5 protein-coding genes and 1 pseudogene are annotated in these 5,706 nt (G+C 69.1%); all 6 read left to right on the top strand.

Going from position 1 to position 5,706, the window contains the following annotated elements; all coding sequences use genetic code 11:
- A partial coding sequence (locus ACXAJT_RS27380; protein WP_475242133.1) for an AAA family ATPase occupies positions 1–822 on the top strand: 822 nt, incomplete at its 5' end.
- 21 nt (positions 823–843) lie between these two features.
- Positions 844–1,821, top strand: coding sequence for a DUF58 domain-containing protein (locus ACXAJT_RS27375; protein WP_475242131.1), 978 nt, complete (start codon positions 844–846; stop codon positions 1,819–1,821).
- A complete protein-coding gene (locus ACXAJT_RS27370; protein ID WP_475242128.1) occupies positions 1,818–2,321 on the top strand; it encodes a DUF4381 domain-containing protein in 504 nt (167 codons plus the stop codon). Before ACXAJT_RS27375 ends, ACXAJT_RS27370 begins: the two co-directional genes overlap by 4 nt.
- A complete protein-coding gene (locus ACXAJT_RS27365) occupies positions 2,318–3,328 on the top strand; it encodes a vWA domain-containing protein (RefSeq protein WP_475242126.1) in 1,011 nt (336 codons plus the stop codon). Before ACXAJT_RS27370 ends, ACXAJT_RS27365 begins: the two co-directional genes overlap by 4 nt.
- Before the next feature lie 49 nt (positions 3,329–3,377).
- Positions 3,378–4,931 (top strand): vWA domain-containing protein, encoded by a 1,554-nt coding sequence (locus tag ACXAJT_RS27360; RefSeq protein ID WP_475242124.1) that lies wholly within the window; start codon positions 3,378–3,380, stop codon positions 4,929–4,931.
- Positions 4,928–5,706, top strand: a pseudogene (locus tag ACXAJT_RS27355) (hypothetical protein); the annotation flags it as partial. The gene ACXAJT_RS27360 and the pseudogene ACXAJT_RS27355, both read left to right, overlap by 4 nt.

The raw sequence follows: 5,706 nt of genomic DNA, 5'->3' as shown, positions 1-5,706 counted from the left end.
CTCGAATGCGACTTCAGCCGCATCCAGTTCACCCCCGATCTGCTGCCCTCGGATGTCACCGGCACCGAGGTCTATTATCAGGGCGAGGGCGGCGGAGAGTTCCGCTTTGAAGCCGGGCCGATCTTTGCCAACCTCGTACTGGCCGACGAGATCAACCGCGCGCCCGCCAAGGTGCAGGCGGCGCTGCTCGAGGCGATGGAGGAACGGCAGGTGACCGTCGCGGGCACCACCCACAAGATGGAGCCGCTGTTCATGGTCATGGCGACGCAGAACCCTATCGAGCAAGAGGGCACCTATCCGCTGCCCGAGGCGCAGATGGATCGCTTTCTCATGCATGTGAACATCACCTATCCGCCGGTCGAGGACGAGGTCGAAGTGATCCGCCTCGTACGGGGCGAAGAGATCGCCGCACAGGCGGCACAGGCCGGGCAGGGCGCCTCTGCCACAGAGCGCCCGGCCCCGATCCCGCAAGAAGCGGTCTTTGCCGCGCGGCGCGAGATCGCGGCGCTGCACGTCGCGCCCGAGATGGAGCGTTACATCGCCGATCTGGTCAACGCCACGCGGGTGCCTGCTGAGTTTGGTGACGATCTCAAGCGCTGGATCGAGGTCGGGGCCAGTCCGCGCGCCTCGCTGGCCTTGGACAAATGCGGGCGCACCCACGCATGGCTTGCCGGGCGCGACTACGTCGATCCCGAGGACGTGCGGGCCGTGGTGCCCGACGTGCTGCGCCACCGGCTGGGCCTGTCCTACGAGGCGCAGGGCGAGGGCGTCAGCCCCGATCACGTGGTCGCAGAAATCGTCCGGCAGGTGGCGCTGCCCTGATCAGGGCCCAAGGAGGAGACCATGAAGGACCGCGCCGCCCGCATCCGCACCGGGACATTGCCCAAGGCTCCGCAGGTCACCGATGATCCGCGCATTCACACTGATCTCGCTTATCTGCGCAGCCTTGAAGGTCCGGCGCGCGGCCTCAGCTTCCTGCCTCGGCAACCGGCGCAGTCTGTGCTCAATGGACGCCATGCCTCGCGCCTGCGCGGGCGCGGGCTGAATTTCGAGGAATTGCGCGACTACCTGCCCGGCGACGACATTCGTGCCATCGACTGGAAGGTCACCGCCCGCACCGGCAAGCCGCACGTGCGGGTGATGACCGAAGAGCGTGACCGCCCGGCGCTACTGGTGGTCGACCAGCGCATGTCGATGTTCTTTGGCACCAAGCGGGCAATGAAGTCCGTCACCGCTGCCGAGGCCGCGGCAATGACCGCCTTTCGCATTCTCGATCAGGGGGATCGCGTGGGGGGCATCGTCTTCGGCGATGAGCTTTTGGCCGAGATCCGGCCCCAGCGCAGCCGTGGGGCGCTCAACCGGTTCATGACCGCGCTGGCCGAGGCGAACCAAATTCTGCACGCCGAGGCGCCGAATGTGCCGCCCTTGGGGCTGACGCAGGTGCTGCGCGCGGTGGCGCGGATTGCCAGCCGCAACCACCTGATCATCGTGCTCAGTGATTTTGACGGCATCGACGCCGAGACGGACCGCATCGTCTCGGGGTTGGCGCGGCACAACGATCTGATCCTCGTGCCGGTGACTGACCCCAGCGCCGGCGAGTTGCCGAAAGGCTTGCGGCTGATCGTCACCGACGGCGAACTGCAGGCCGAGATCGACACCGACGCGCCGGACGCGCGCCGCGGTCTGATCGAAATGTCGAAGGGCCGACTGGCCGACGTGCTCGACTGGCAGCGCCGCTTCGGTGTGGCCGTGCTGCCGCTTTCGGCCGGGGAAGAGACCCTGCCGCAGATGCGGCGGTTGCTGGGGCTTGGACCAAGATGAACGAGGACGAAACGCCAGAGGTCGAGAGCCTTGTGTCGCTCATCGATGAATTGGTGGAGCCACCGCTTCCCGCGCCGGTGTCGCTGATGCCGCAGACATGGGGCTGGGTCGCGCTAGCGCTGCTTGTTGTGGCGCTGATGGCGTGGGGGCTGTGGTGCTGGGCGCGGGCGCATCGGGACAACCGTTATCGCCGCGAGGCGCTCCGCGCGCTGAGCCGCGCCGACACCACGGCAGAGCTTGCGGTGATCCTGCGCCGGGCCGCGCTGGCGGCCTATCCGCGCGAGGAGGTGGCCTCGCTGACCGGCGCGGCGTGGATCGACTTCTTGGGTCGTTCCGGGCGCGGCGCCTTCCCCGAGGCCGCGGGCGCCGAGTTGCGCAGCGCGCCCTATCGGGACGAGGCGGCGGCGCCGTCGCCAGACCTGCTGGCCGCCGCTGAGGCGTGGCTCAAGGGGCACCGGGCCAGCCGCGCCCCGACGACCCGAAGGGAGGTGCCCGCATGATCTCGCTCGCTGCGCCGTGGATGCTGCTGTTGCTGCCGCTGCCGCTGCTGGTGCGCTGGCTGGTGCCGCCGCACCGCGAACGGGAAAGCGCGCTGCGGTTTCCGTTCTTTCGCCGGATGACCGAAGCGGCGGGGGCCGAGCCGCGCGCTGGGGCGGTGATCCTGTCGCGCCCCGTGTTGTCGACGCTCACCGCGGGGCTGTGCTGGGCGCTGCTGGTGCTGGCGCTGGCACGTCCCGAACGGGTTGGCGCGCCGATCACCATCGAGACGGCGGCACGGGACGTGGTGCTGGCGATCGACATCTCGGGCTCGATGGACGCGCGTGATTTTTCGAGCCCGGATGGCAGCGCCAAACAGCGCCTTGCGGCAGTGAAAGACGTGGTGTCGGGCTTTGTCGCCGGGCGCGAGGGCGATCGCATGGGGCTGATCGTCTTCGGCTCGGCGGCCTATCTGCAGACCCCGCTGACCGACGATCTGCAGACCGTCACCGATCTTCTGGCGCGCACCGAGGTTGGCATGGCCGGGCCGCACACGGCGCTTGGCGATGCCATCGGCCTTGCGATCCGTACTTTCGAAAGCAGCGACATCGACCAGCGCCTGCTGATCCTGCTGTCCGATGGCTCGGACACCGCCAGCCGCATGAGCCCGGTGAATGCTGCCGAGATCGCCGCGGATCGCGGTGTCGAGATTTACACCATCGGCGTGGGCGATCCCGAGACCACTGGCGAGAACCGGGTCGATCTGGCGGCGCTGCAGACCATCGCCGCGCGCACCGGCGGAGCCTATTTCTTCGCCGAGGACGAGGCGGCGCTGGATGCGGTGTACGCGCGCATCGACGCGCTGGCCCCGCGCGAGACCGAGACGCTGTCGTTCCGTCCAAGGCGCGCGCTGGCGTGGGTGCCGATGGGGCTGGCGGCGCTGCTGGGGCTGGCGTCGCTGGCTTATATGGTGCTGCGGCGGATGCGGCGCGCCGCGCAGCCGAGCGGCAGGACGGAGGTGGCGTCATGAGCGGTGCCTGGGCTTTGTTCCGCATCTCTGAGAGCAGGGGGGCGCTGTGATGACCGATCTGGCGCTGGTCTTTGAGGCGTTTCATTTTCTGCGTCCGCTGTGGCTGCTGCTGATCCCGCTGGTGCTGTTGCTGTGGTGGCTGGCGCGCCGTGCCGACCGGGACCGTCATCTGCTGGCCGAAGGCATCGCGCCGCATCTGCGCGCGGCGCTGACCGTCGGGCGTCATCGGCGGCGGCGCATCACCCCGATCGACAGCACGGCTGCAATCCTCATCCTGTCGCTGCTCGGCGCGGCCGGGCCGACATGGTCGCGCGTGCCCGATCCTTTTGCCGCGCAATCGGCGCCGGCGGCGGTGGTGCTTGCCGTCACCCCCGGCATGGAGACCACCGACATCGCGCCGTCGCGGCTGGAACGTGGCAAGCAGAAGATCCGCGATTTCCTTGAATTGCGGGCCGGCGCGCGCACGGCGCTGCTGGCGTATGCTGGCACCGCGCATGTGGTGCTGCCAATGACCGAGGACGCGCAGATCATGCTGCCTTATCTGGAGGGGCTCACGCCCGAAATCATGCCCAAGGAAGGCGCCGTGGCGAGCGATGCGCTCGCTCTGGCCGAGGCGCTGCTGGCGGACGAGGATGCGCCGGGCGGCATTCTGTTCGTGGCCGACAGCGTCGATCCCGCCGATGTGGCGGCTTTCAATGCCAGCACGCGGCCCTTGGCGGTGCTGGCGCTGCGTCCGGAAGGCAATGACGACCGGGGGCTCGACGCGCTGTCGGTGCCGGTGGTGGCGGTGACGCCAGATGCCAGCGACATCAACCGGCTCGACGGTCTGCTCAACGCCGCCTACCGGCGGGCGCAGCTTGATGACGTGGAGCAGCCATGGCTGGACCGCGCCGACTGGCTGGCGTGGCCGGCGGCGGTGCTGTTGCTGCTGTGGTTCCGGCGCGGCTGGACCATGCGCTGGGTGGCAATCGCGGCGCTGGCGGTGCTGGCACAGCCGCAGGCCGCGCGCGCCGACGGGGTTGCCGATTGGTTTCTCACCCCCGATCAACAGGGGCGGCTGGCGTTCGAGGACAAGGCTTTCGACCGGGCTGCAGAGCATTTCGTCGATCCTCTCTGGCGCGGCATCGCGCTGTACAAGGACGGCCAATACACCGCCGCGATCGAGGTTCTGAACCGGGTCGAGACGGCGCAGGCGGCGATGGTGCAGGGGCTGGCCCAGATCAAGTCGCGCAGCTATCGCGATGGGGTGCGCGCCTTCGAAACCGCGCTGCAGCGCGATCCCGATTATCCCGGTGCGGCAGAGAACCTCGCGACGGCCAACCGCATCGTGGCCTATGTCGAGGACATGCAGGCGCAGTCCGACACCGGCGAAGATCGTGGGATCGGTGCCGACGAAGAGGTGTACGACAACGAAAGCGGGCAGGGCGAAGAGACCCTGCGCCCGCGCGACGAGGGCGGCGGCGGTGAATTGCTGACCGCCGACGCCTGGATGAACACGGTGGACACCCGCACCGGGGATTTCCTGCGCATGCGCTTTGCGCTCGAGGCGGCGTCCGCGCCAGCTGCCGCGGCAGCGCCTCCCGCCGAGGAGGCAGGGGAATGATCCGCTGGAGTGGCCTGCTGCTGGCGCTGCTGCTGGCGCTGCCTGTCGCCGCGCAGGAAGCGGCGCAGGAGCCGCAACTTCGGGTGGACTTCCCGGAGACCACCGCGATTCCCGGTCAGCCGCTGAGCCTGCGGCTGACGCTGCTGGTGCCGACCTTCATGCCGACGCCGCCGGTCTGGCCGGATTTCGAGGCGCCGAACCTTCTGGTGCGCCTGCCGGGGCGTGCGACCAACCCCACCTCGGAACGGGTGGAGGGCGAGACATGGGCGGGCGTGACGCGCCGCTACTCGATCTCGCCGATGGTGCCCGGGGCCTTTACGCTGCCGCCGCAGGAAATTCTGGTGACATGGCAGGACCCGGACAGCGGCGCGCCAAGGCAGAGCCGCCTGACCACCGAGGCCATCGGCTTTTCCGGGGTTGTGCCCGAAGGGGCAGAAGGGCTTGATCCTTTCATCGCCGCCTCTGACCTGACGCTGACGCAAGAGATCGAGGGCGCGGCGCAGATGGTGCCGGGGGACAGCCTGACGCGCAGGCTGACCGCCGAGGTTGCCGGGGTTTCGCCGATGTTCCTGCCGCCGCTGCTGGAGGCTGCGCCGCTGCCGGGGTTGGCCGCCTATCCGGACGAGCCGCGCTTGTCCGAGCAAGACGAGCGGGGCGCGCTCAGCGGCAGCCGCCGCGAGAGCATCACCTATGTTGCCGAGGCCGGAGGCGGTGGCACGCTGCCGGAGGTGCGGGTGGCGTGGTACGACATTGACGAGGCGACGGTGAAGACCGC

It is taken from the genome of Salipiger sp. ABF4_146 (genome assembly GCF_056161345.1).
This window is presented reverse-complemented; position numbering and strand designations above follow the sequence as displayed.